Origin of the sequence: Natronomonas gomsonensis, assembly GCF_024300825.1 — an archaeon.
Taxonomy (GTDB): Archaea; Halobacteriota; Halobacteria; order Halobacteriales; family Haloarculaceae; genus Natronomonas; species Natronomonas gomsonensis.
In genome coordinates this window covers 1,377,170-1,402,182 of the sequence record NZ_CP101323.1, presented here as the reverse complement: position 1 = coordinate 1,402,182, position 25,013 = coordinate 1,377,170, and the positions used below count along the sequence as shown (strand labels likewise).

24 protein-coding genes are annotated in these 25,013 nt (G+C 64.4%); 13 read left to right on the top strand and 11 right to left on the bottom strand.

The window, feature by feature from the left end; genetic code table 11:
- The 7 genes from nuoL (at position 1) to NMP98_RS07630 (ending at position 10,877) form a co-directional block, all read left to right on the top strand.
- A complete protein-coding gene (nuoL, locus tag NMP98_RS07660) occupies positions 1-2,043 on the top strand; it encodes an NADH-quinone oxidoreductase subunit L (RefSeq protein WP_254860931.1) in 2,043 nt (680 codons plus the stop codon).
- Positions 2,044-3,576, top strand: a complete 1,533-nt coding sequence (locus NMP98_RS07655) for a complex I subunit 4 family protein (protein ID WP_254860930.1) — start codon at positions 2,044-2,046, stop codon at positions 3,574-3,576.
- The gene (locus NMP98_RS07650; RefSeq protein WP_254860929.1) at positions 3,576-5,057 is read left to right on the top strand and encodes an NADH-quinone oxidoreductase subunit N; all 1,482 of its coding nucleotides are present in this window, start codon (positions 3,576-3,578) and stop codon (positions 5,055-5,057) included. The genes NMP98_RS07655 and NMP98_RS07650 overlap by 1 nt, the downstream gene beginning before the upstream one ends.
- Positions 5,058-5,121: 64 nt before the next feature.
- On the top strand, positions 5,122-6,579 hold the full coding sequence (locus NMP98_RS07645; RefSeq protein WP_254860928.1) for a DHHA1 domain-containing protein: 1,458 nt from the start codon (positions 5,122-5,124) through the stop codon (positions 6,577-6,579).
- 33 nt (positions 6,580-6,612) lie between these two features.
- Positions 6,613-7,431 carry a CBS pair associated ParBc domain-containing protein gene (locus tag NMP98_RS07640; protein WP_156709593.1) on the top strand — a complete coding sequence of 273 codons (819 nt, stop codon included), beginning with the start codon at positions 6,613-6,615 and terminating at the stop codon, positions 7,429-7,431.
- Positions 7,432-7,488: 57 nt separating this feature from the next.
- Entirely contained in the window at positions 7,489-9,186 is a 1,698-nt protein-coding gene (locus NMP98_RS07635; RefSeq protein ID WP_254860927.1) for an acyl-CoA mutase large subunit family protein, read from the top strand.
- 80 nt (positions 9,187-9,266) lie between these two features.
- The gene (locus NMP98_RS07630) at positions 9,267-10,877 is read left to right on the top strand and encodes a long-chain-fatty-acid--CoA ligase (protein WP_254860926.1); all 1,611 of its coding nucleotides are present in this window, start codon (positions 9,267-9,269) and stop codon (positions 10,875-10,877) included.
- A 7-nt stretch (positions 10,878-10,884) separates the two neighbouring features.
- Here NMP98_RS07630 and NMP98_RS07625 read toward each other — a convergent pair whose 3' ends face one another.
- The 9 genes from NMP98_RS07625 to coxB all read right to left on the bottom strand — a co-directional run bounded on the left by NMP98_RS07625 (position 10,885) and on the right by coxB (position 18,293).
- The gene (locus NMP98_RS07625; protein ID WP_254860925.1) at positions 10,885-11,280 is read right to left on the bottom strand and encodes a universal stress protein; all 396 of its coding nucleotides are present in this window, start codon (positions 11,278-11,280) and stop codon (positions 10,885-10,887) included.
- Positions 11,281-11,339: 59 nt separating this feature from the next.
- Positions 11,340-11,609: a DUF7520 family protein gene (locus NMP98_RS07620; protein WP_254860924.1), complete on the bottom strand. Its 270-nt coding sequence runs from the start codon at positions 11,607-11,609 to the stop codon at positions 11,340-11,342.
- A gap of 246 nt (positions 11,610-11,855) precedes the next feature.
- Positions 11,856-13,655: a cytochrome c oxidase subunit I gene (gene ctaD, locus NMP98_RS07615; RefSeq protein WP_254860923.1), complete on the bottom strand. Its 1,800-nt coding sequence runs from the start codon at positions 13,653-13,655 to the stop codon at positions 11,856-11,858.
- A gap of 136 nt (positions 13,656-13,791) precedes the next feature.
- On the bottom strand, positions 13,792-14,100 hold the full coding sequence (locus tag NMP98_RS07610) for a DUF6684 family protein (RefSeq protein WP_254860922.1): 309 nt from the start codon (positions 14,098-14,100) through the stop codon (positions 13,792-13,794).
- A gap of 32 nt (positions 14,101-14,132) precedes the next feature.
- Positions 14,133-14,540: a DUF7541 family protein gene (locus NMP98_RS07605; protein ID WP_254860921.1), complete on the bottom strand. Its 408-nt coding sequence runs from the start codon at positions 14,538-14,540 to the stop codon at positions 14,133-14,135.
- 52 nt (positions 14,541-14,592) lie between these two features.
- Entirely contained in the window at positions 14,593-14,871 is a 279-nt protein-coding gene (locus tag NMP98_RS07600) for a DUF7410 domain-containing protein (RefSeq protein WP_254860920.1), read from the bottom strand.
- Between the two features lie 3 nt (positions 14,872-14,874).
- A complete protein-coding gene (locus tag NMP98_RS07595) occupies positions 14,875-16,242 on the bottom strand; it encodes a hypothetical protein (protein WP_254860919.1) in 1,368 nt (455 codons plus the stop codon).
- A gap of 298 nt (positions 16,243-16,540) precedes the next feature.
- Positions 16,541-17,416, bottom strand: a complete 876-nt coding sequence (locus NMP98_RS07590) for a cytochrome c oxidase subunit 3 (protein WP_254860918.1) — start codon at positions 17,414-17,416, stop codon at positions 16,541-16,543.
- A 118-nt stretch (positions 17,417-17,534) separates the two neighbouring features.
- Entirely contained in the window at positions 17,535-18,293 is a 759-nt protein-coding gene (gene coxB, locus NMP98_RS07585; RefSeq protein ID WP_254860917.1) for a cytochrome c oxidase subunit II, read from the bottom strand.
- Between the two features lie 98 nt (positions 18,294-18,391).
- Between coxB and cyoE the strand changes: the two genes are divergently transcribed.
- The 5 genes from cyoE to NMP98_RS07560 all read left to right on the top strand — a co-directional run bounded on the left by cyoE (position 18,392) and on the right by NMP98_RS07560 (position 22,501).
- A complete protein-coding gene (gene cyoE / locus NMP98_RS07580; protein ID WP_254860916.1) occupies positions 18,392-19,759 on the top strand; it encodes a heme o synthase in 1,368 nt (455 codons plus the stop codon).
- A 1-nt stretch (position 19,760) separates the two neighbouring features.
- Entirely contained in the window at positions 19,761-20,444 is a 684-nt protein-coding gene (locus NMP98_RS07575) for a DUF7546 family protein (protein ID WP_254860915.1), read from the top strand.
- 69 nt (positions 20,445-20,513) lie between these two features.
- Complete coding sequence (locus NMP98_RS07570; protein ID WP_254860914.1) at positions 20,514-20,744, top strand: Rdx family protein; 231 nt, start codon at positions 20,514-20,516, stop codon at positions 20,742-20,744.
- A 51-nt stretch (positions 20,745-20,795) separates the two neighbouring features.
- On the top strand, positions 20,796-21,716 hold the full coding sequence (locus NMP98_RS07565) for an ABC transporter ATP-binding protein (RefSeq protein WP_254860913.1): 921 nt from the start codon (positions 20,796-20,798) through the stop codon (positions 21,714-21,716).
- Positions 21,713-22,501, top strand: coding sequence for an ABC transporter permease (locus NMP98_RS07560; RefSeq protein ID WP_254860912.1), 789 nt, complete (start codon positions 21,713-21,715; stop codon positions 22,499-22,501). Before NMP98_RS07565 ends, NMP98_RS07560 begins: the two co-directional genes overlap by 4 nt.
- On the opposite strand, the gene NMP98_RS07555 is transcribed toward NMP98_RS07560, so the two are convergent.
- Together NMP98_RS07555 and NMP98_RS07550 are read right to left on the bottom strand one after the other, a co-directional pair.
- Entirely contained in the window at positions 22,498-23,220 is a 723-nt protein-coding gene (locus NMP98_RS07555; RefSeq protein ID WP_254860911.1) for a 5-formyltetrahydrofolate cyclo-ligase, read from the bottom strand. The genes NMP98_RS07560 and NMP98_RS07555 overlap by 4 nt on opposite strands.
- Positions 23,220-23,822, bottom strand: a complete 603-nt coding sequence (locus tag NMP98_RS07550; protein ID WP_254860910.1) for a DUF420 domain-containing protein — start codon at positions 23,820-23,822, stop codon at positions 23,220-23,222. The genes NMP98_RS07555 and NMP98_RS07550 overlap by 1 nt, the downstream gene beginning before the upstream one ends.
- A gap of 102 nt (positions 23,823-23,924) precedes the next feature.
- Between NMP98_RS07550 and NMP98_RS07545 the strand changes: the two genes are divergently transcribed.
- The gene (locus tag NMP98_RS07545; RefSeq protein ID WP_254860909.1) at positions 23,925-25,004 is read left to right on the top strand and encodes a glycosyltransferase family 4 protein; all 1,080 of its coding nucleotides are present in this window, start codon (positions 23,925-23,927) and stop codon (positions 25,002-25,004) included.
- Positions 25,005-25,013: the final 9 nt, after the last annotated feature.

The window sequence follows — 25,013 nt, the reverse complement described above, 5'->3', positions numbered from 1 at the left end:
ATGGCAGGAGTATTCGCATACGCGCCGGCTATCGCCGCGCTCCCGTTCGTGTCGTTCGTCGTCGCACTGTTGGCAGGCAAGTACATGCCGAAGAAGGGCGCCCTCGCGGGCATCATCGCGACCGCAGGGTCGCTCGGCCTCTCGATTGCCGTCCTCGTCACCGTTTTCCTCGGCGAGACGTACAACGAGACGCTGTACACGTTCGTCGGCGGCGACGTGCCGTTCGAGTTGACGTTCGGACTGCTTCTCGACCCGCTGTCGGCGGCGATGTTGGTCATCGTCTCGCTCATCGCCTTCCTCGTTCACGTCTTCTCGCTCGGCTACATGAACGACGAGGGCGAGACGGGGCTGCCACGGTACTACGCTAGCCTCGGTCTGTTCACCGCGAGCATGCTCGCCTTCGTCTTCTCGGATAACCTGCTGATGGCGTTCATGTTCTTCGAGCTGGTGGGGCTGTGTTCGTACCTCCTCATCGGCTTCTGGTTCCGCCGTGCGGGCCCGCCGTCGGCGGCCAAGAAGGCGTTCCTCGTCACCCGATTCGGTGACTACTTCTTCCTCGTCGCCGTCGTCGGCGTCCTGACGACGTTCGGCACCGCACAGTTCGCCGGTGAAGAGGGCTTCCCGGCGCTGGCAGAGACGGTCCTGAACCCCGAAACGACGACCCAAGCGGTCAACACCTTCGGCTTCGAGCCGGCGACGTGGTTCGCGATTCTCGGACTACTCGTGTTGGGTGGCGTGATGGGCAAATCCGCCCAGTTCCCGTTCCACACGTGGCTGCCGGACGCCATGGAGGGCCCGACCCCCGTCTCGGCTTTGATTCACGCCGCGACGATGGTCGCCGCCGGCGTCTTCCTCGTCGCACGGATGTACGGCTTCTACGCGCTGCTCCCGACGGTGCTCGCGGTCATCGCCTTCGTCGGCGGGTTCACCGCGCTGTTCGCGGCGACGATGGGCGTCGTCAAGAACGAAATCAAGCAGGTGCTGGCGTACTCGACGATTAGCCAGTACGGCTACATCATGCTCGCACTCGGGACCGGCGGCTACGTCGCCGCGTTCTTCCACCTGACGACCCACGCGGTGTTCAAGGCGCTGCTGTTCCTCGGCGCCGGGTCGGTCATCATCGCGATGCACCACAACGAGAACATGTGGGACATGGGCGGCCTCAAAGACCACATGCGCGTGACGTACCTCGCGTTCCTCTCGGGGTCGCTCGCGCTGGCTGGCATCTTCCCGTTCTCGGGCTTCTGGTCGAAAGACGAGGTGCTGTACGAGGCGCTCGTCCACGGCCTCGGCGGCAGTCCCCTGTTGCTCGGTGCCTACGCGATGGGGCTGGCAGCCGTCTTCCTGACGGGCTTTTACACCATCCGGATGGTGCTTCTCACCTTCCACGGTGAGGCCCGCTCCGATACCGCCGAAGACCCCCACGGCGTCCGCTGGAACGTCAAGCTCCCGCTGGCCGTGCTGGGCGTTCTCGCGGCGGTCATCGGCTTCCTGAACCCGCTTCCGATCAAGAAACTCACCGGACTGGAGGTCGACTTCCTCCATCAGTTCCTCGATTCCGGCCCCGAGGCGCTGTTGACGAGCTCACACCACTACGGCGACCTCACACACGACTACGCCGGCTACTCGGTCGGCACCATCGGTGGCGGCGAGACGGTGACGATGCTCGCCGGCGCCGGCGTCAGTCTCGGCTTGGCGCTGTTGGGTGCGGGACTCGCCTTCGCGCTGTATCGTGGGGCAGAACCGACTCGACACACCGAGAAACTCGGCGGTCTGCAGACGCTGCTCATGCACAACTACTACCAAGACGAATACCAGGTGTGGCTCGCCGAAGGCCTCACGCTGCGGCTCTCGGGAGCCGCCGACACCTTCGACCAGGGCGTCATCGACGGCGTCGTCAACGGCGTCTCCAGCGTGAGTCTGTTCTCCGGCGACCGCCTGCGTCGGCTCCAGACGGGTATCGTGACCAACTACGCGGCGCTCATCGTTCTCAGCCTGTTGGTGCTTCTGGGTGCCTTCGCGGCGCTCGGGGGGTGGTTCTAGATGCTGATAGAAGCCCTCATCGCGCTGTGTCTCGTTGGTGCGGCGGTCGTCTTCCTCGCCCCCAACCGATTCGCGCACAAACTCGCGGTCGGATTCAGCCTCCCGCCGCTGGTCATCTCGCTGTACATGTACTTCGCCTTCGATGGCAGCGGTAACGCCTTACTCGGCGGCGATATCGCCTACGAGACGTTCGCCCAGTGGCTCCAGTTGGGCTCCTACACGGTCAACTACCACATGGGACTGGACGGCATCTCGCTGCCGCTGGTCGTCCTCTCGACGATTCTGACGACGCTGGCCATCCTGAGCGCGTGGACGCCCATCGACGAACGGCAGAGTCAGTTCTACGGACTGATGTTGTTCCTCGAAGCCAGCCTCATCGGCGTCTTCGGGGCGCTCGATTTCCTGCTCTGGTTCGTCTTCTGGGAGGCCGTTCTCATCCCGATGTACTTCCTCATCGGCATCTGGGGCGGTCCGCGCCGGAAGTACGCCGCTATCAAGTTCTTCGTCTACACCAACATCGCGTCCATCGTGATGTTCATCGGCTACTTCGCGCTGGTGTTCGGACTGGGTGATTCGGTGTCCTCGACGGGACTACCCGAAATCGCACAGGCGTTGCGGGCCGGCCAACTCGGTAGCCTCGGCATCATCGGCCCGGACGCACTCGCGTTGGGTGCGTTCGTGGCGATGTTCCTCGGGTTTGCGGTGAAGGTGCCGGTCGTCCCGTTCCACACGTGGCTGCCGGACGCCCACGTCGAGGCGCCGACCCCGGCGTCGGTGATGTTGGCTGGCGTCCTGCTGAAGATGGGGACCTACGCCCTGCTCCGGTTCAACTTCACGATGCTGCCCGGACAGGCCGAGATACTGGCGATTCCCATCGCCGTCATCGCGGTCATCTCCATCATCTACGGTGCCCTGCTCGCGTTGGCACAGTCGGACCTCAAGCGCATCGTCGCTTACTCGTCGGTGTCCTCGATGGGCTACGTCATCCTGGGTCTCATCGCCTACACCGTCTACGGCGTCGGTGGGGCAACGTTCCAGATGGTCGCCCACGGCCTCATCTCGGGGCTGCTGTTCATGACGGTCGGCGTCATCTACAACACGACCCACACGCGGATGGTCGGCGACATGGCCGGGATGGCCGAGAAGATGCCCGTCACCGCGGGCGTGTTCGTCGCCGGTGCCTTCGCCTACATGGGCCTGCCGCTGATGGCCGGCTTCGCCGCCGAGCTGTTCATCTTCCTCGGCGCCTTCGAGTCGACGGTGCTCCCGTACGCACCGCTGTTCACGGCAGTTGCGATGTTCGGCATCGTCATCGTCGCCGGCTACCTGCTGTGGGCGATGCAGCGGTCGCTGTTCGGTCCGTTCCGGCTCGAAACCGACTACGAAATCGGGCCGGCGGCCCTTCACGACGTGGTGCCGCTCGTGACGCTCGTACTGCTCATCATCCTGCTCGGCTCGGCACCGATGGTGTTCTTCGAGTCGATTCAGGACGCAACGCTTGACATCGTCGCTACCCTCGGAGGTGGTATCTGATGGAACACGTCAGTAATTGGCTCCTGTTGGCACCCGCTGGGGCGTTCGTCGTCTCGGCGATGCTGTTGTTCGTCATCGACTCGTTCGACCCCGAGAGCAAACACGACACGCTGCTCGCGGCGGTCACGACGGCGGGTGCGACCGTCGCGATGGTCGTCTCGGCGGCCCTGCTGCTGTCGGGTGTGGCCGACCCCGGCGTCGAACTGTTCGGCGGTCAACTCGTCGTCGACGGGATGAGCCTCATCTTCACGTTCATCTTCGGGAGCGTGACCGCACTGGTCGGGCTGGCCTCGGCGGACTACATCGAGGACCTCCCGCACAAAGCCGAGTACTACCTGCTCGTCCTGCTTGCGGCGACGGGGATGTCGCTGATGGCCTCCGCCAACAGCCTCGCCGTCGTGTTCGTCGCCTTGGAGCTGGCCTCGCTGCCGTCGTACGCGTTGGTGGCGTATCTGAAGACGAACCGTGGCTCCGTCGAGGCGGCGTTGAAGTACTTCCTCGTCGGCGCGCTGTCGTCGTCGATACTCGCCTACGGTATCTCGCTGGTGTACGCCGCGACCGGGAGCCTGCTGTTGCCCGATGTCGCCGCGGCCGCAGGCGAGGCGACCGACCTCTACGCCGGCGTCTTCGGCGTCGGCATCCTGATGGTGCTGGCTGGCTTCGCGTTCAAGACCGCCTCCGTCCCGTTCCACTTCTGGGCGCCGGAGGCCTACGAGGGCGCGCCCGCCCCGATTTCGGCGTTCCTGTCGTCGGCTTCGAAAGCCGCTGGGTTCGTCGTCGCGTTCCGCGTGTTCGTCGTTGCCTTCCCCATCGACACGGTGGCGGCAAGCGTCGACTGGGTGCTCGCATTCCAGATTCTCGCCGTCGTGACGATGACGCTCGGTAACTTCGCGGCCGCGACACAGGAGAACGTCAAGCGGATGCTCGCGTACTCGAGTATCGGCCACGCCGGCTACGTCCTCATCGCGCTGGCGGCGTTCTCGCCGGGGACCGAGGGACTCGTCCTCGGCTCGGGGATGATTCACCTGCTCGTCTACGGCTTCATGAACACGGGCGCGTTCCTGTTCATCGCCCTCGCGGAGTACTGGGATGTCGGCCGCACCTTCCGTGACTACAACGGACTCGCAAAGGAGGCACCGGTGGCGTGTGTCGCCATGACCGTGTTCATGTTCTCGCTTGCGGGACTGCCGGTCGGCGGGGGCTTTATCTCGAAGTACTACCTCTTCGCCGGCGCGGTCGGTGCCGGATTCTGGTGGCTCGCGTTGGTCGGTGCCGTCAACAGCGCCTTGAGCCTGTTCTACTACAGCCGGGTCGTCAAGGCGATGTGGATTGACGAACCCGACGAACCGCGCGACATCGAGGGGTACCCCACGGCGCTGTACGCCGCGGTCGTCACGGCCGCCGTCGTGACCGTGGTGTTGCTGCCCGGTATCCTCATCTTCGACAACGCGGCCTTCGACGCCGCGGCCGCGCTCCTGTAACTCGGGTCGCTCTTTTTCGCGGTCGTCCCAGCACGCTTTAGACCGTTGGCTACCCAGCACCGATATGGACCGGCTGGTGTTGGGGTGTGGCTCGGTCGGGCTCTCACTCGTCGAACGACTGCTCGACCGGGCAGGGTCGCTTTTGGTGTTGGTCGCCGACGAGCGCCGCGCGAAGACGCTCCGTGATGGGGGCATCGACGCCCGAGACGTCGATGCAACCGACGCGGACGCGGTTCGGACCGTCGCGGGCGCAGTTGAGTCGGTAATCGTCGCGCCCGACGACCCCGAGCAGACCCGGAACTTCGTCGGTGTCGCTCGGGCTGCCTACCCGGAGGCGTTCGTTCTCGCGTGTGTCGGCCCCAACGCAACCGACGACGCTACCGACGCCATCGAGGCGCGTGCCGACCGAGTCGTGACGTTCACCGACCCGACGACGGAGTTCCTCTTCGACCGTGCCGGCGATGAGGGTATCAGGACACGCCGACTCCAGCGCGTTCTCCGGAACATCGACGGCACGCTTGCGGTCGTCGCCCACGACAACCCCGACCCCGACGCCATCGCGTCGGCGGTGGGTCTCAAGCGAATCGCGGAGGCCGCCGGCACCGACGCCGAAGCGTGTTACTACGGCAACATCAACCACCAGGAGAACCGAGCGCTCGTGAACCTCCTCGAGTACGACCTTCGGAACCTCACGCCGGAGTCGGACCTCTCGGAGTTCGACGGCTTCGCGCTGGTCGACCACTCCCGACCCGGTGTCAACGACGGCCTTCCCGAGGACACCGACATCGACATCGTCGTCGACCACCACCCGACGCGGGCGCCCATCGAGGCGCGGTTCGTCGACTTGCGGAGCAATGTCGGCTCGACGAGTACGCTGATACTCGGCTATCTCGACCATCTCGACATCGACCCCGACGCGGCGCTCGCCACGGGATTGCTGTACGGCGTCCGGACCGACACGAAGGCGTTCAGTCGCGAAGTGGCCGAAGCGGATTTCGAGGCCGCCGCCCACCTCGTCGAGTTCGTCGACGGAAGCGCCATCCAACGCATCGAATCGCCGAGTACGACCGGCGAAACGTTGGACATCATCGCCAACGCCATCGTCAATCGACGACGGCAGAAAGACGTTCTCACGTCCTGCGTGGGCAAACTCGCTGACAGGGACGCATTACCACAGGCTGCGGACAAACTGCTTGAGATGAACGGTGTCTCGACGACGCTCGTCTTCGGCTACACCGACGAGATGGTGTTCGTTTCGGCACGCTCCAGGGACGACAATATCGACCTCGGGGAAGTGCTTCGCAACGCTTTCAGCCAAATCGGTAGCGCGGGAGGCCACGCGGAGATGGCCGGCGCACAGATTCCCGTCGGCATGCTGTTGGAGGAAAGCGACGAGGCCGATCGCGGCGACGTCATCGAGGAGACCATCTCCGAGCGGTTCTTCGAGACGCTCGGTATCTCGCTGAACCGCGCGGCGGCGTCCGTCTACGCCGACTTCATTGGCGTCGACGGGCTTGAGTGAGGTTTTTGCGTCGTCGCCCCCACACTCCGGGTAATGGCCGATGACCCCGAGAACACGCTGTACCAGGACAAACCGCGAGTGAAAGACTACATGACTCGCGACGTGGCGACAGTCTCCCCCGACGATACGGTCCTCGAGGTGTCGAAACGAATCGCCGACAGCGACGCACACAGTGGCTTTCCGGTGTGTGACGGCCGCCACGTCGAGGGGTTCATCAGTGCGCGCGATTTGCTGTTGGCCGGGGACTCCGACCCGATTTTCAAGGTGATGACCCAGGACATCATCGTCGCGCATCCGGAGATGAAGATCACCGACGCCGCGCGCGTCATCCTCCGGTCGGGCATTCAGCGGCTTCCGGTCGTCGACGACGCCGGCAACCTCGTCGGCATCATCTCGAATGCGGATGTAATCCGCTCCCAAATCGAGCGTGCGACGCCGGAGAAGGTCGGCAAACTCCAGCAGACGCTGGAAAGCATCCACGGCGTCGGCACGAGCGAGGAGCGCCGAACCGTGAAACTCTCCGACTTGACGCCGACACAGACGAAGGTGTACACCGACGAACTCGAAGGTCGGTCCTACGAACTCGAAAACGGACTCGCCGAACCGCTCGTGGTCATCGACAACGGCGGACAGCTGCTCCTCGCCGATGGCCACCACCGGGTGAAGGCAGCCGACCGCCTCGACATCGAGGAGATGGACGCCTACGTCATCGTGTTGGACGAACGCGTCAGTCTCGGGATGGCCGAAACCGCACGGAAGTCGAACCTGAACTCCATCTCCGACATCCAGGAGGTCGATTACGCACACCACCCCCTCGTCGAGACGACGAAGCGACTCCAGGAACCGGAGTAAGCCGACGACCCCCGGTTCGACGCCAACCTTCATACTTGCGCCTACCGAAACGGGTGTATGTTCGACGAGGAGGATTTAGCGGAGATACGCGCCGAGCGTGAGCGCTGGGAATCCGAGACGCTTGAGCCGTTCCTGGAGAAGGGAGAGCGGAAAGACGAGTTCGTCACCGTCTCCAACCACGAGGTCGACCGACTGTACACCCCCGAGGACGTCGCGGACATCGACTACGATGAGGACCTCGGCTACCCGGGCGAACCGCCGTACACCCGAGGGCCATACCCGACGATGTACCGCGGTCGAACGTGGACGATGCGGCAGTTCGCCGGCTTCGGCACCGCCGAGGAAACCAACGAGCGGTTCCACTACCTCATCGACGAGGGCCAGACGGGCCTGTCGACGGCCTTCGACATGCCGACGCTGATGGGTATCGATTCGGACCACCCGATGAGCGAGGGCGAGGTCGGCAAGGAGGGTGTCGCCGTCGACACGCTTCGGGACATGGAGGTGCTGTTCGACGGCATCGACATCAGCGAAATCTCGACGAGTTTCACTATCAACCCCAGTGCGGCCGTTATCTACGCGATGTACATCGCGTTGGCCGACCAGCAGGGCGTCGACCGAAAGGAGGTCCGCGGCACCCTCCAGAACGACATGCTCAAGGAGTTCATCGCCCAGAAGGAGTGGGTCATCCCGCCGGAACCCTCCCTCGACGTCGTCACCGACACCGTCGAGTTCGCCGTCGAGGAGACGCCGAAGTTCCACCCGATTTCGGTGTCGGGGTATCACATCCGCGAGGCGGGGTCGACCGCCGCCCAGGAGGCGGCGTTCACGCTCGCAGACGGCTTCGCCTACGTCGAGGACTGTCTGGACCGCGGCCTCGAAATCGACGAGTTCGCGCCGCTACTTTCCTTCTTCTTCAACTCCCACAACTCCATCTTCGAGGAAGTCGCGAAGTTCCGCGCCTCCCGCCGCGTGTACGCCCGCGTGATGGCCGAGTGGTACGGCGCCGAGGCCGACGAGTCGAAACGCCTGAAGTTCCACACCCAGACGGCGGGGCAATCGCTGACGGCCCAACAGCCACTGAACAACGTCGTCCGGACGACGATTCAGGCGCTGGCCGGTGTCCTCGGCGGCACCCAGTCGCTGCACACCAACAGCTACGACGAGGCACTCGCCCTGCCGAGCGAGGAAGCGGTTCGGGTGGCACTTCGGACCCAGCAGATAATCGCCGAGGAATCGGGCGCCGCCGACATCGTCGACCCGATGGGCGGCAGTTTCGCCATCGAGACACTCACCGACGAGATGGAGGCCGAAATCATGGAGTACATCGAGGAGATACGCGACATCGGTGAGGGGTCCGTGCGCGACGGCGTCCTCGAGGGTATCGAGCAGGGGTACTTCCACCGGGAGATTCAGGACGCCTCCTACGAGTACCAGAAACGCGTCGACGCCGGCGAGGAGGTCGTCGTCGGCGTCAATCAGTACACCATCGACGAGGAACCGGACCCCGACATCCTGAAAATCGACCCCGAGACGCGGGACCGCCAACTCGACCGACTGGAGCGCACCAAGGAGGAACGCGACGACGCCGAAGTCGAGGCGACGCTCGAGGCGCTCTCCGATGCTATCGACGACGGCGAGAACGTGATGCCCTACATCATCGACGCGGTGAAAGCCTACGTGACGATGGGCGAGATTATGGAGGTCTTCGAGGAGCACTACGGCGCCTACCAGGAGAAAATCGGCCTCGCCTGAGGGAGGGTCACGACGCCGAATCCCGCTGTGTGGGACAGTTACCGAACAATTAACGTTCGACTCGTTGTAAGGAGTTGTGTATGCACAAGCCACTGCTGGTGACGGACTTTCTCGACCGTGCACGGAATCACTACGCAGACGAGGAGGCGGTGGTCGCGACGACCGGCGAACGCTACAGCTACGCCGAGCTGGGCGACCGCGCGGACCGGTTTTCGGCCGCACTGCAGGCTCGCGGCGTCGAGAAGGGCGACCGCGTCGCCGTCCTCGACCCGAACACCCACTTCCATCTGGAGGCGGCCTACGGGTCGATGCAAATCGGGGCAGTCCACACGCCGCTGAACTACCGACTCACCCCGTCGGACTTCGAGTACATCCTCGAGGACGCCGGCGTGAAAGCGGTGTTCGCCGACTACGAGTACGCCGAGAAAATCGAGGCGATTCGAGACGACGTCTCGACCGAGTTGTTCGTCACGAACGACCCCGACGCCGTCGACGGCGAGTGGGACGACTTCGAATCGTGGCTCGACAACGACGGCGCCTTCGACCGCCCGGAGATGGCCGAAGACGAGGTCATCACCATCAACTACACCTCGGGGACGACGGGCGACCCGAAGGGCGTGATGCGAACCCACCGCTCGGAGACGATTCACGCCCACCTGATAACTATCCATCAGGAACTCACCGACGACGACATCTACCTGTGGACGCTGCCGATGTTCCACGTCAACGGCTGGGGGCACATCTACGCCGTCACGGGCATCGGTGCGAAACACGTCTGTACGCGCGGCGTCGACGCCGGCGGCATCTTCGACGCCATCACGACCGAGGACGTGTCGTATCTGTGTGCGGCACCGACTGTCCTCAACCAACTGATGAGCTATTACGAGGAAAACGACCCCGCGACGACCGGCGAAAACGACGTTCGGGTCGCGACTGCCGGCAGCGCGCCGCCGGAGGCCACCATCCGGACCGTCGAAGACGATTTCGGCTGGTATCTCAAACACGTCTACGGCGCGACCGAGACGGGGCCGCTCATCACCACCTCCGACGCCCGGCGACTGTTCGACGACGACTCCGCCGACCGATTCGCGGTGAAGAAGAAACAGGGTATCGGCTATCTCGGCACCGAAGTCCGCGTCGTCGACGAGGACGGCAACGACGTGGCACGCGACGGCAACTCCATCGGCGAAATCGTCGTTCGAGGGAATCAGGTGATGGAGGGCTACTGGGAGAACCCCGAGGCGACCGAGGAGGCCTTTTCCGACCGCATCGAGGGGTACTACCACATGGGTGACCTCGCCACCATCGACGAACACGGGATGATTTCGATTCAGGACCGCAAGAAGGACATCATCATCTCAGGCGGCGAGAACATCTCCAGCATCGAACTGGAGGACACGCTGTTCGAACACGAGGCGGTCGACGACGTGGCCGTCATCCCCTCGCCGAGCGACGAGTGGGGTGAGACGCCGAAGGCGTTCGTCGTTCCGGCCAACGGTGACCCCGAGAACCCCGGTATCACCAGCGACGAACTCGTCGCGTTCACTCGCGAACACCTCGCGAGTTACAAGACGGTCCGTCGAATCGAGTTCGTCGAGGAACTCCCGACGACGGCGACCGGAAAGGTACAGAAGTACGAACTGCGGACCGAGGAGTGGGACGACGAAGACCGGATGGTCGGACAGGGATAACGCTACCTTACTCCGACCCGAGTTGCCCGGCGACGACCACGGGCTGGTCGGCGTGCAACAGCACTTCCTGCGCACCGGGTTTCAACTGCCGTTTTCCGGCCGGCGAGCGGCGCCGACCACCGATACAGAGCAGGTCAGCATCCAGCGTCGCGGCCGCCTCGACCAGTCCGCGAGGGGCGTCGTCGTCGACGATGCCGTGAATCTCGGCGTCGATACCGGCGGTTGCGAAGGACTCCACTGCCTCCTCGACGGCTGGAATCGACTCAACCGACTCCTCGCCGTTGTGGACGTGGACGAGCGTCACGCGGAGTTCATCGGCCGAGGTCGGCAACTCCGTGACGGCCTCGACCTTATGCGATAGCTGTTCGTCCGCCGTGGCGACACCGACGACGACGTGATACATCGGTTTTCGGTCGGTGGTGCTGAACTAAGTGCTTTCCCTTCCCGAATCGGTCGCTCCGTTCAGCCGTCCGCGTAGCGCCGGGAGACGAAGACGACGAGCAACAGCAACACGCCGAGCATCGTTCCGATGGTCAACATCCCGAACAGCGCGAGTCCGAGCGGCGTCGGCTGGAAGGTGACTAAACCGAGAAACGAGACGGCTTCCAGGTCCCGAAGCCCGATGCTTCCGATGACGCCACCCATCAGTCCGGCGACGGCGACGACGATGAGATACAGCGCGATGATGATTCGGTTGCCGCCCCGTGGGCTCGCCCCTTCGGTGTCGGTCACAGGAACCGATACGGTGGGCCGGGCGATTAGTTTTGTGAAACAGCGACCCTTCTGAAACCCTTTTGCCGGTCTACTCCCAAGTGGGCATATGTCTGAAACATCTCGTCGGTTCACGGAAAAGGAGTATCTGCTCGTCGTTCTCGTCGGTGTCGCCGTGTTGATGGCGGTGACCGGGCTAATCCTCGTCCTCACGTCTATCTGAGAAGTAACTGAATAGGAACGTAATTCGAGAAACGAGCGTTTCGGTTACTCGTCGACGCTGCCGCCGTCCGTGGCGACGTCCTCGCCGCCGTCGGCCGCAACGTCTTCTTCGCCGCCGTCAGTCGTCGCGAGTTTACCCTCCGTCGAGAGTCGGTCCTCGAACCACGCGAACTCACGGCCGTGGAGACCGTACTCCTTGGTGTTCCAGGGGTCGGGGTCGGTGACTTCGGGGCCTTCGAGCCACGACTGGACGATGTTCCACAGCCAGATGACCGTCCCGATGGCGATGAGGAACGCGCCGACGGTCGCGGCCTGGTGGAGCAGTTGGACCTGTGCCAGCGGCGCCAACACGGGGTCAAACTCGTAGGTCGCGTAGCGACGCGGCATCTCGAGGTAACCGAGCACCAACATCGAGAAGAACGTGATGTTGACGCCAATCATCGACAGCCAGAAGTGCCACTTCGCCAGCGTGCGCTGGTACATCTTCCCGGTGACGATGGGGAACCAGTAGTAGACGCCACCGAAGCCGGCGAAGGCAATCATCCCCATGACGACGTAGTGGAAGTGCCCGACGACGTAGTACGTCTCGTGAAGCAGGAGGTTCACCGGAATCGCCGCGAGGAAGACGCCGGTGATGCCGCCCAACACGAAGTTCGAGACGAAGCCGAGACAGAACAGCATCGGTGCGGTCAGTCGCACCTCACCGTTCCACAGCGTCGTAATCCAGTTGAACGTCTTCACCGCCGATGGTATCGCGATAGCCAGTGAGGTCGCCATGAACGACGCACGGATTCGGGGGTCCATTCCCGAGCCGAACATGTGGTGAGCCCACACGCCGAACGAGAGGACACCGATGGCGAGCGTCGAGTAGACGACGAACTTGAAGCCGAACAGTTTCCGGCCGGCGAACTTCGGGAGCACCCACGAGACGATACCCATCATCGGGAGGACGAGGATGTACACCTCGGGGTGGCCGAAGAACCAAAACAGGTGCTGCCAGAGGATTGGGCCGCCGCCTTCGATGGCGAAGAACGTCGTCCCGAAGTTACGGTCGAGCAGCAGCATGATGAGCGCACTGCCCAGAAGCGGGAACGCGAACAGGATGAGCCCCGACTGCGTGAGGATGGTCCACGAGAAGATGTCGAGGTTCGCCCACGTCACGTCGTCACCACGCTCGGTGAAGATGGTCGCGATGAAGTTGATAGCCCCCATCGTCGCCGAGACGCCGGTGAGGTGGAGCCCGAGCAACATCAGGTCGACGCCGGGGTTGGTCTGTTCGATGGACAGCGGCGCGTACATCGTCCAGGAGGTCTCGGCCGGGCCGATACCGACACCGAACGGGATGAAGAAGAACCCAGCCCAGATGAGCAACGCCCCCGGCGGCAACAGCCAGAAGGCGATTGCGTTGATGCGCGGGAACGCCATGTCGTCGGCGCCGATGAGCAGCGGCACGAAGTAGTTCGAGAACGCCGCGATGATGGGCGTCCCGAACAGGAACAGCATCGTGATGCCGTGACTCGTCAACAGCGCGTTGTACATCGAGGGTTCGAGGAACGCCGTTCCCGGCGTCGTCAACTCGATGCGCATGAGCATCACGGCGACGCCACCCCAGATGAACGCGATGACGCCGTAGGTGCCGTAGAGGATGCCGATGTCTTTGTGGTCGACCGTGGTCAGCCAGCGGGTCAGTCCCGGTGGCTTGTGTCCGTGACCCGCCGCACCAGCGGCTTCGCCACTGGCGAGCGGAGTGTACGTGCGCCAGTTCTCCATGCGGGCGACGAGGGCGAACACCCCGATGAGGAGCACCCCCATGAGAACCGTCAGCGCAAGCTGTTCTGCAGCCATGTGTCTCTAGGAATGCGGTAGGACTACTGGTAAAGAAAGGTTGCGCTTGCCGCCGCCACTGCCGTCGGTTCTTCTGTCGGTCCTGTAGCTCCGGAAATCAACGAGGACGGGGACGAAAACGAAACCGAGACCGTGGCTATACGTCCTCGGCCGTGGATTCTGCCTCGGGGTCGGGTGCGGCCGCCGCGTCCTCGGCGGAGTATCCCGGCGGTATTTCGTCTTCCTCTTCGGAGCCGGCGATGGCCTTCCCAGAGAAGTACGTCAACAGCGTCAGGGCGATGCCCGTGACGATGATGATGGACATCTGGACGACGAGAACGACCGGGTCGTCGGGATAATTACCCATAACGCCGTACACGATGACGAAGAACGCGAGTATCGCGAGGGGGATAACGTTGACCGACAGGTCCAACAACGTTTCCCGGTCGAACGTGCGGTTACTCATTGGGCGTGAATTCGAACACGGATACAAAGAGGTTACTGATTCGTGACGCGGGGGACGACGATACCGGCAACTGCAACGATGGCGCCCGTCGCTGCGATGGTGAACCCGCGAAGCGTGACGCCGTTTTCGACGCTTGCCTGTGCGACGTACGCCGACACGCCGCCGTCGACCTGCGTCGAGACCAAGGCCAGCCCGACGACGACGAGCGCGACGCCCAACCCGGACAGCAGGCGCCACGGGCTCGCCACGTAGCCCGCTTCGTGGACGATTCCCGAGACGCTGCCGGCGAACATGACGAGCCCCGCGATGGCGACGGGATACAGTCCGAACAGGATGCCAATCTCGCTGATGACGAGTCCCAGCGCCACGACGACCGGCCAGGGACTGGACTTGGCGTACTGCTCGGAGAGCGCCGATTCCGGCTCTGGTTCCGCTTCCATACTCCATGTAAGAACTGCCGAGACAAAGGGCCGTCGGTGTCTCGCTCGCACTCTACACGACGAACGCGTACACGAAGATGAACCCGAAGTAGATGGCGAGCAGCGCGGCCAGTGCTTTCAGTCGGAACAGCCGGATGTCCTCGCGTTCGGTGTCGCGGGCCGCACGATAGGCGTCCGCTTCCGCCTCGGAGAGCCGTGACTCGTGTTCGATGCCGCGGTGGAGCGCGAGCAACTGCTCGTCGACGAACTTCTCACCGCAGTACGAACAGGTGGCTGGCTCCTCGGGCGGGTCCGACGGTGGCGTCTGTCGAGGGTTGGTGTGTTCGGTCATCGGTCAGGAGACGTACGGTGGGACTGCGTACGGTTGGGAGACTATCCAGAGACTGACGATGGTGTAACACACCATCGCCGCGGTGGTCGGGTACTGGCTTCGGATGGCCTGCAGTTTCCCGGGGAAGACGTCGTACGCTGCGGCGTGGGCGACCCAGATGGCCAACAGATGTCCCAGAATGACGAACGACAGTTCGAGGCCGCCGAACCACGCCGGCAAGACGAGCGCGACCGGTTCCGGCGGCGACAGCGGCGCGGGGAGCGTCCCGACCAGCGTCGGGGACAACTCGAGGAAGTATCCCAGGAAGTGTGCGACGTGGTAACCGGCCGCAATGGCGACGAGCGGCGGCGCAAACCGGTGGGCGAGAGTCTCGACCGGGACGTACGTCCGGGCGCGTCGCTTGCTCTCTTTCGCTGCCGCCCGGTAGATACCGAGGAAGACGAGATAGCCGACGACGAGCGCAGCGGCGTACAGGAGGTTTGGCGGGACGCCGCTTTCGACGACTGTGACCGCATAGCGGCGCCACAGCGGCGTCGCGACGAGGCCGTCGTAGGTCGTCACCCACAGCACCGCGACGACGAAACCCACCTCCGCTCGGGAGGTGACGAGTTTCGCCTCGCTCAACCCCGCCCCAGGCAGCCGAACGCTGATTCCGTCGTCGGCGTACAGCGGGGCGACGCGACCGAAGTATCGGAACACCCGCGACACCGGGTCGACCATCCCGAACCACGTCTCTTCGCCGAAGACGACCGCACCGGCCAGCGTGACGACGGTATAGCCGGCGACGATGCCCGCGAGGAACCGCGGTTGGTCGGCGACGGGGCTGACGACCTCCAGCCAAATCAACGCGAGCAGGCCGACGACGCTCGGCCACGCGTCGAGTCGGTCCGGGTACGGCCGCTCCAACGAGGGCAGCACCGCCGCAATCGAGCGCCACGGATTGAGAATCGGCCAGGTGTTCCCGACGAGGTAGGTGGTCATCGCGTACCCCGACCACCACCCCGCCCAGACGACGAGGATAGCGGCGTTGTACAGCGATTCCTGTGGTCCGACGAAGCCGACCACCAGAACGAACAGGAGGCCGACGATGCCGACGACTCGCCCGATTCCGGTAAGCACTCGAATCGCCGGGATCGAGAAGGTGCGGCGCCACCCGTGGATACGACGGATGAACGTCCGATCGGTGACGAACGAGGCGAGCAGAAACGACGCGCCGATGACGCCGCCGCCGGTGAGCAAGAACAGCCACGTCGGTACGTTGAGGCTCCGCCCGGAGGCGCTCGCCAATCCAGCACCGTGGGCGCCGGCGGTCCCCACGACGCCGAGGAGAACGCCGAACAGCGTGAACGCCAAACGACGACGGGCGGTCATTGTCGGCGGTAGTCGTCGGGTACCGGAGAACCTTCCGGAATCGGCGGGTCGTTCGATGGATGGACCAAAGCGTTCGTAGAAGGCCGGAGCAGTGTCGAAAGAGCATCCGCGCGACCGAAGGGAGCGCGGTTCACGCGAACGCGCCGTCGGCGCGTTCGCGCTTTTTTCATCGACGTTTTTCAAGGAGTGGGTTGCGGGCCAATGGCCCGCAACCATATGTCTTGGCGGCGAAGCCGCCACGCGGTTCCCGCAGCGCCCGAAGGGCGTGAGGAAACCCGACGCAGAAAAAGGTCGCTGTTTAGACGATAGCGCCCGCGTACAGCACGATGACGAGGAACACCCAGACCACGTCGACGAAGTGCCAGTACATCGAGACGGTCGACACCGAGACGTGTTTCTCGGAGGAGTAGTGTCCGAACAGCGCCCGGATGAAGAGGATGCCGATGAGGACGGCACCGAGGGAGACGTGCAGGCCGTGGAGGCCGGTCAGTCCGTAGAAGGCAGAGCCGTAGGCGCCCTGCGTGACGGTGAAGCCCTCGTGGACGATGAACTCGTAGTACTCGTACACCTGGCCGCCGAGGAACACGAGTCCGAGGACCAGCGTCGCACCGAGGAGTCGAACGAAGCGCTTGCGGTTGTCCTTCAGCAGTGCGTGGTGGGCGTAGTGGATGGTGAACGAACTGGCAATCAGGATGAGGGTGTTGACGATGACGAGCGAGCTGAGAACGTCACCCGAGACGACGAGTTCCGGCAGTGCCTCTTCGGTCCACACTTCGCCACCGCGGATGAAGAAGTAGTAGATGAAGCCGGCGCCGAACGTCGCAACCTCCGTCCCGAGGAACAACAGCATCGTGAGCTTCAGCGGGAAGCCGAAGTCGTCGGCTTCGCCCTCCCAGAAGTTGACGATGAAGGCGTGATACAGCCAGCCGTACAGGCCTGTCAGGAACAGGAACGTGCTGATGACGAAGGCGGCCGGTCCGACCGTCGAAGGTACGATGCCATACTCGGGACGTCCAAGGACGAACAGGGCCGCGCCGATGTAGAACCCGGCGCCGCCGAGGGCGGTGATGAACGGCCACCAGGAGGCTTCACCGAAGCCGCGCGGCCAGTCCTCGACCGCGGGCAGGTGGTGTTCGTGGCCACCGTGATGTCCGTCGTCGTGGTCGACACTCATACGCGGGTCATTCGAGTCGAGGGGTAAAAACCCTCCCAAAGCCGACGGCTATCCCTGAAACTGGGGCGGTCGCTATCGACAGGAAAACCGGGTAGGGCCGAAAAGAACGTGCGGACCGTTACTCGGACTGCTGGTTCGCCAGCCACTCGTCGTAGTCGTCGCCGTCCATGACGACGAACTTCCCGTTCATCTGGGAGTGACCGATGCCGCAGTACTCCGTACAGTAGAACTGGTGTTCACCGGTCTCGGTGGGAATCGTCTTGATGGTGTTGTACTCACCGGGGAAGGCGGTCTGCTTCAGACCGAGGTCCGGAACCGACAGCATGTGGAGCCAGTCGGTCGACGTGATGTGGAAGTACACCGGTCTGTCTGTTGGGACGCGTATCTCGTTGTTGGTCGTTACGTCGGTCCCTTCGTAGGTCGCTCGCCAGCCGTAGCGGAACGCCTCGATTTCGATTTCGACTGCCTCGTTCTGTTCGGACTGCAGCGGTCCGACGGCGCCTTCGAGGTCTTGGGACACCTGCGGTTCGATGCGTTCATCGCTGTCGATGGGGTTCCCGACTTCCTCGACGGCGAGCACTTGGTAGGAGGCGAAGCCGACGAACAGCAGCACGATGGCGGTCGCCACCGTCCACGTAATCTCCAGCCGGCGGTTCTCGTGGGTCGGCTTGGGGTCGTCGTTGCCCTTGAACTTCACAACTGCGTAGATGAGGATTACCTCAACGAGGATGGCGATGGGGATGGCCACCGCGAGCAGTTTCGTGTTGAGGCCGTTTATCTGCTCTACGCCTTGGCTCTGTGCGAACACGGGGTCAGCCGAGATGGCGAGTAGCACGAGCCCGGCGAGCGCCGCCGTGACGGTGCGCGTGACTCTCATTACCGGCCGGTTAGGAACACCGGATTAAATAGTTGCTGACTTCCTGTACGTGGCCCCGGAAGCGCGGGGCCTAAGTACGACCACACCAAGATTCCCGTATGATTCGCCGCCCTTCGATTACCGCGCTGCTCGCGGCGGCGGTCGTCGGTGTGTACGTCCTCGTCGTCGTCGGCGCGACGGCGGCACTCTCCGATTCCGCCGCGGCGTGTTCTGGGTGGCCGCTCTGTGGTGGCGACCTCTCGAATCCGGCGGTTCTCGTCGCGCTGCTGCACCGTGCGGCCGCGGCCGTCGTCGGACTGCTCGTTCTCACCTCGGCCGTCCTCGGCTGGAACCGTGTTGGCCGTCGCGTGAAGGCCGCCCTCGGTGTGGCGCTGCTCCTCTATCCGGCACAGGTCGCCGTCGGCGCGTTCGTTGCGACCGGTGGTACCTTCGCCGGCCTCCACCTCGCCGTCGCGATGAGTATCTTCGCCGCGCTCGTCCTCGCGTTGGCGTGGCAACTGGAAGCCGAGACCGGAACCGACGACGCTCCGGGTGCGGTGCCCGAACCGTCTCTCGCCGAGGAGCCAATCGACGACGGCTCGGTCGCGCCGACGCTGACCGGTGTCGAGCGCCTGAAAGCGACCGCGTGGGCGTACTTCGAATTGATGAAACCGCGGCTGATGTGGCTGCTGTGTCTCGTCGCCGGCGCCGGGATGGCGCTTGCGGGCACGCCGACCGTTCGGACGGTTCTCGCCACGCTCGGCGGCGGCGTCCTCGCCATCGGCGCCTCCGGAACGTTCAATCACGTCCTCGAACGCGACATCGACAAGCGGATGGAGCGGACCGCCGACCGACCGGTCGCGACCCACGAGGTTCCGGTCCGGAACGCACTGGCCTTCGGTGGCCTGTTGGCGGTTGGCTCGCTGGCGGCGTTTCTCTCGGTGAATCTGCTGGTCGCGGCGCTCGGCCTCGCCGCCATCATGTTCTACTCGGTCGTGTACACTCTGCTGTTGAAGCCGAACACCGTCCAGAACACGGTGTTGGGTGGCGCTGCCGGCGCGCTTCCGGCGCTTATCGGCTACGCCGCCGTCGCCGGAACGGTCGGCCCCGTCGGCCTCACGCTCGCGGGCGTCATCTTCCTGTGGACGCCGGCGCACTTCTACAACCTCGCGTTGGCCTACAAGGACGACTACGAGCGTGGCGGCTTCCCGATGATGCCCGTCGTCCGTGGGGAGACCGAGACCCGCAAGCACATCCTCCTGTATCTCGGGGCGACGCTTCTGAGCGCGGGCGTCCTTGCTGAGTTGGCTGACCTCGGGTGGCTCTACGGTGTGACGACGGTCGCTCTCGGAGCGCTGTTCCTGTATACGGTCGTCCGACTGCACCGCGAGCAAACCGAATCGGCGGCGTTCCGGGCGTTCCACGCCTCAAACGCCTATCTCGGACTCGTCCTCGTCGCCGTTGTCGTCGACGCCCTGGCAATCTGAAATGTTCGACGCCGCAACGCAGCACTTCCGTGCACTCGACGGTGACAGCCAGCGAACCGTCGTCTACACGGTTGCGATGGCGAACACCCTCGTTCTCCTCTCGCTTCTGTACGCGTACTTCACCGACAGTACGCCGACTACCTACTGGGCGTTTCCGGTGATATGGCTCACGGCGGCCGCGTGGGCGGTGTTTCGAACCGACCCGGCACCGGCGGAGCGCCGAACGAAACTCATCGCCGGAGCCATCGCGGGTGGGTACTTCGTTATACTGGGCTTTGTCGGCGGCCTGTTCGGCCCCGCTACCGGTCCGGTAACCGGGCTGACCGTTCAGTTCACCCAACTCCCGCCGGGATGGAATCCGGCGGTTCTCTACGGGGGTGGGACCGTCCAGTTTGCAATCGTCCCCTTCACTGCCATCGGCTACGCGGTCCTGTCGTATCTCGTCTACGCGACGGCCATCGAAGCCGAAAGTGCCGTCGCTGGCGGCGTCCTCGGGCTGTTCTCCTGTGTGTCGTGTACGCTTCCGGTGGTCGCGTCGGTGTTGAGCGGCGTCGTCGGTGGCGGCGCGGCGCTGGCCGCTGCGGCCTCCGCCCAGACCTACGCGCTCGGAACCGTCGTGTACGTGATTACCGTCGGCCTGCTCGTCTACCGTCCGGGTCTCGTGTGGCTCCGAACGCGGCTCTGACGCCGTCGACATCCGGATGACCGTTTGGGACGGACCACGGTTTTGTGTCTCCGGGGTCTACTCCCACCCATGTCTGCTGTCGAAATCGAGTACTGCGTCCCGTGTGGCTTCCTGAATCGCGCCTCTGACCTCTCCGAACACCTGCTGTCGACGTTCGGTGCGGACCTCGAAAGCGTCGCGTTGGTCACCGGCGACCACGGCGTCTTCGAGGTACGGGTCGACGGCGAGGCCATATTCCGGAAGGCGGATGACGACTACGATGTCGACGAAATCACTCGTCGCGTTCGGGAGGCGATGTAACTGGCGGCGGCGAAGGGTAGCCTTTAGGCCCGCGCCGACCGCCTTCTCGATATGGTCATTCGCGCCGAGAACGTCCGCCGCCGCTACGGCGATACGGTGGCGTTGGACGGCGTCTCGTTTTCCGTCGAGAGCGGCGAGGTGTTCGCCCTCATCGGGCCGAACGGCGCCGGCAAGACGACGCTCATCCGTGCGCTGACGGGGACGACCCAAGCCGAGGGAACCGTCGAACTGTTGGGCGGCGCCCCCGAAGACGCCGCCCGCCACCGCATCGGCCTCCTGCCACAGGAGTTCTCGCCGGCCGAACGGCTCACCGCCCGCGAGTTACTCGCCTACTACGCCGGTCTCTACGACGAATCGCGAGACCCCGACTCGGTTTTGGCCGACGTGGGCCTGACTGACAGTGCGGACACTCACTACGAGAACCTCTCGGGCGGGCAGAAACGACGCGTCTGTGTCGGCACTGCCCTCGTCAACGCGCCAGACGTGTTGATTCTCGACGAACCGACGACGGGCATCGACCCGAACGGTCGTCGCGAACTGTGGGCGCTCATCGAGGGGCTCGCCGACACCGGAACGACCGTCCTGTTGACGACTCACTACATGGAGGAAGCCGAGACGCTGGCCGACCGCGTCGGCCTGTTGGCCGACGGGAAACTCGTCGAACTCGGGTCGCCCGAGGAACTCATCGAGCGCCACGGCGGCGACAGCCGACTCGTCGTCGAAGCCGACGACCCTGCCGGCGCCACACGGGCCTTAGAACGAGCGGGCTATCACCTCCTTCCGGACGAAACCCACGTCGCCGTCGCGGCCGGTCCACGGGACATCCCCGACCTTGCCGACGCCCTCGACGACGCCGGCGTCGATTACGAGGGGCTACTCTGGCGACAGCCGGGTCTCGACGACGTGTACGTCGCCCTGACGGGAACTGACGTGACCGCGACCGGCGACCCGATAACGGAGGGTCAGTCGTGAGCCGTCTCGGCCGTATCGCCGCCGAGACGACCGCGGCGTGGCGCGCCTTCACTCGCCGCCGGACCGCGGTGTTCTTCACGTTCTTCTTCCCGGCCATCATCATCCTCATCTTCGGCGCGCTGGTCGGGACAGAACCGACCGGCGGGGGGCTGTTCGCCGAACCCGCGGGCTACTACATTGCGGGGTATCTCGCCGTCGTCGTCCTCTTTACGCCGCTGTCACGCGTCGGCAGCGAGGTGGCCAGACACCGCGACGGCAACCGCTTCGAGAAACTCGCGACGACGCCGCTGACGCGCGCGGAGTGGCTACTCGCCCAGACGCTCGTCAACGTCGTCGTCATCGGGTTGGCGTCGATTCTCATCCTCGCGCTCGTCCTCGTCGTCACCGACGCGACGTTCGCGTTCTCGCCGCTCGTGGTGCCGTATCTCGCCTTCGCCGTAGCGCTGTTCTGTGGGTTCGGCGCGATTCTCGGCCGCGTCGCCGACTCACAGGACGGCGTCGTCGCCGCATCCAACGGCGTCGCGCTGCCGCTTCTGTTCCTCTCGGAGACGTTCGTCACCGTCGAGATGCTGCCGTCGTGGTTCGTTCCGCTGATGGACCTCTCGCCGCTGACGTACTTCGCCCGGGGTATCCGGGCGGCGACGTATCGTCCGACGGGCGAGTTGCCGCCCGTCGGCGGGACGGGACTCGTCGGCGCGGACCCGTATCTTAACCTCCTCGTCTTGGTGCTGCTGTCGGTCGGATTCTTCGCCGTCGGCGCGTACGCCCTACCTCGGACGGATTAGCCGTCCGACTCCTCCTCGCGGAGTCGGTCCAACACCGGAATCTCTTCGAGGCGCTTGGCATCGAGGTCGTCCCAGAAAATTCCCGTCGGCCGGGGGCGCGTCGTCTCGGTTCGAACGGTTCGGGTCGGCGTACACACCACGTCAATCGGCACGTCGTAGCGCTCGGTGTCGACCTCTTCCTCGAGGAGTTGTACGTCGTGGACCGTCGTCACGACCGGCGTATCGTCGTCGACCAGTTCGAGTCCCCGCAACACCGCGTATTCGAGGTCGCTGTACCCCTCGCCCTTCCCGACTCGGGCGCCGTCTTCGGTGACCGCGACGCTGCCGACGACGATGGCGTCCAGTGGGGGAACCTCCTCGGGACCGACCTTCCGGCCGTAGTTGCTCATCTGGGAGATGGTCGCCGCGGCGTCGAGGTCGCTGATTTCCTCGGGGTCCAACTCGACGAACGGGCGGTCGGCGGCCAGTCGCGGCACCGCCATGTACACCGTCGTTCCGTTGTGCAACAGTTTGCGCCGAAGCGGGAGTTGTGGGGCGTCGGGGTTGGCCTTCACCGCGTCGGCGTCGGCCAACTCCGGCAGCGACACCGCCCGGTCGGCGGCGGCGTCGGCCCCGTCGAAGTTCGTAATTCGGCCGTGCGGCGGGAAAGGAAACCGCGCGATGTCATCGGCTTCCAGTCGGTCCCAGACGCGCCGTCGAATCGGGTCCTTCTCGGACATCAAGCCATCCCGCGGACGAACTCGATTTGTGTCGGGTCGTAGTAGAACGTCAACATGAGGTAGGCGATGACGCCCAACACGAGGCTGATGAGCCACGTCGAGACGGCGAGGCGACCCACCTTTGCGTGGGCGGTCTCTCGCAGTTCGGCCGGCGTGTGGGTGAGCCCGAGCGTGATAGCATAGAGGACGAACGGCACCGCGAGCACCGACAAGACGATGTGAATCCCTAACATACCGAGATAGAAGCTTCGAAGCGGCGCGCCGGCGATTATCTCCTTGCGGCCACCGCCGCCCGTCTTCAGGAGGTACATGACGAGGAACAACAGGATGAGCGAAAAGGCCGCAAGCATCGCAGCGCGGTGTTTCTCTACCTCGTCGTTTCGAATCCAGTAGACACCCGCCACCAGACAGGCGACCGTCAGCGTGTTCACGACGGAGATGGCGTGAGAAAGGAGGTCAACGGTCGACTCGGCTATCGTCGGATACAGTCCCACGTCGGCGTACAGCGTCCCGACGACGACGACGTAGCCGACGACGGTGAGAACGGCCGTAAGGACGCGGGGATGCTCGCGTGCGAACTGCGGTCCGCGGACTGTCGACATACGCGTCCGTTCGGCATCCGTCCCAATGGTCGCTTCGCTTTCCGGTCCCGTCTGCCGGTGTTCGGGGGCGTTTATGGCCGACCGGGGGATACCCCGTCGTACGTGCGCGTTCTGAACCACCTCGAACTCGAATCCCACCTCGACCGAAGCGGCATCGGCACGTCCGTCCGCCACCAGCGGAAGGCGCTGGCCGACACGTCAATCGAGGTGGTGACCTCGCCGTGGAACGGCGGTCGACCGTCCACGGCGGCGCTGAAACGCGCGGTCGGTGACGGGCTGTTTGAGTCCTACGACGTCGCTCACTGTAACCTGATGGGTCCCGAGAGCCTCGCGATTGCGGCCCACGCCCGACGCAACGGGATTCCGCTCGTCATCCACGCGCACACGACCGCGAAGAACTTCGAGGAGAGTTTTCGCGGGTCGAATGCGGTCGCTCCTGCGTTCGGTCGCTACCTTCGATGGTTCTACTCGCAGGCCGATGTCGTAGTCGCACCGAGCGAACACACCCGCCGAGTGCTCTCGGAGGCGGGTGTCGATGCCCCGATTCGCGTCGTCACGAACGGCGTCGACATCGACTCGCTGTCGGGGTTCGAGGCGCTCCGGGAGCCCTACCGGCGTCGGTTCGACCTCGAGGGACTGGTCGTCTTCTCGGTCGGCAACGTCTTCGAGCGCAAGGGGTTGACGACGTTCTGCCGACTCGCCGAATCGACCGACTACGAGTTCGTCTGGTTCGGCCCATACGACACCGGGCCGTTGGCTTCCTCGACCGTTCGCCGGCGGGTTCGACACCCGCCGGCGAACGCGACGTTCACCGGCTGGATAGACGACGTTCGCGGCGCCTACGCGGCCGGCGACGTGTACCTGTTTCCGACGAAAAACGAAACGCAGGGCATCGCGGCGCTGGAGGCGATGGCGTGCGGCAAGCCGGTCGTCGTCCGCGACATCCCGACGTTCGAACCGCTGTGCTCCGACGGTATCGACTGCCTGAAATGTGAGACGCTCCCCGAGTTCCGGACAGCGCTGCAGCGGTTGGCCGAGAACCCTGACCTCCGGGAGCGCCTCGGTGAAAACGCCCGCGAGACGGCGACTGAACACGGACTCGACCGAGTCGCCGAAGGATTGCGAGACGCCTATGACGCCGCGAATCGCGTCGGCAGCCGTCCGGAATCCACAACCGATTAACGCCGCCTC